The organism is Haloarcula terrestris (genome assembly GCF_031624315.1).
Classification (GTDB): domain Archaea; phylum Halobacteriota; class Halobacteria; order Halobacteriales; family Haloarculaceae; genus Haloarcula; species Haloarcula terrestris.
In genome coordinates this window covers 1-938 of record NZ_JAMQOM010000036.1, presented here as the reverse complement: position 1 = coordinate 938, position 938 = coordinate 1, and the positions used below count along the sequence as shown (strand labels likewise).

1 protein-coding gene is annotated in these 938 nt (G+C 58.1%); it reads right to left on the bottom strand.

The window, feature by feature from the left end:
- Positions 1-32: 32 nt before the first annotated feature.
- Positions 33-860 (bottom strand): IS5 family transposase, encoded by an 828-nt coding sequence (locus NDI54_RS21395; protein WP_310898333.1) that lies wholly within the window; start codon positions 858-860, stop codon positions 33-35.
- Positions 861-938: the final 78 nt, after the last annotated feature.

Sequence of the window (938 nt, the reverse complement as noted above, 5' to 3'; positions counted from 1 at the left end):
GGCCGTGGTGAATCGCCAGACGTAGCTTGATTTCACTGTTTCAGAGATTGCTTGATGTTGTGAACTGCACACATCAGGACAAGTTCACGAAATTCACCGTACCAACTTCGCGCACGCACGGCGTCGCCGAGCGTGCGCTTGATCGTGGAGAAGACGGTCTCACACATCGCTCTCTGTCGGTATCGAGGCCCATCGATCCGCGCGTTATGCGCGTGATCGATGGGCCGGAACTCACGATGTTTGATCAGCGGTCTTACGCCCTCTTCGCGGAGTTTTTCGCGTAACTCCATCCAATCGTAGCCTTTGTCCGCAGCGAGGCTGGCGAGGTCGCCCGCGTTGCGGCGGGCGACCTGCCAGCCGAGCTGTGTGTCGTGGCGTTTCTCGGTCGTACAGTGAACGTCCAGAATGGCTTGGCTTTCTGTGTCGACGAGAGCAGTCGCTTTGAGCGTCTGAACCCGGTAATTCGTCCGGCGGCAGTAGTGTTTGCTAGCGTTTTCGCGGTCGAAAAACGTCGCGTCAATGGCGGCGTGACCGCTCGGCTTGTGCAGCTGCGCCGACAGGCGCAGCAGCACTCGCCAGAGTGCTGTCTTGATTCTGTCAAACCACTTGACTAGCGTGGAGTGGTCTGGGAGATCGGCCACGTCGAGGCCGATCTCCCCGAGTATTTGTGGCATCTCGCTCAGCAAATCAAGTGCTTCGCGGTAGGATTTTTCCAGATAAACCCGCAGACAGTGCAGCGACACCACCGCATACTCGGCGAAGCCGCCACCCCCTTCGGGGGCGGCGACTTCGCCTCGCTCACCAACAGCATTTTTAGCTAACTGAACGACTTTGCTCGTGAAGCGGGAGATCTTCGACATAGAGCATCGGCGGTTTCCCGCTTCAACTTCCTAGTTCTGACGGTCGAAGCCGACGCTGTCCAGCGATTCACCAGAGCC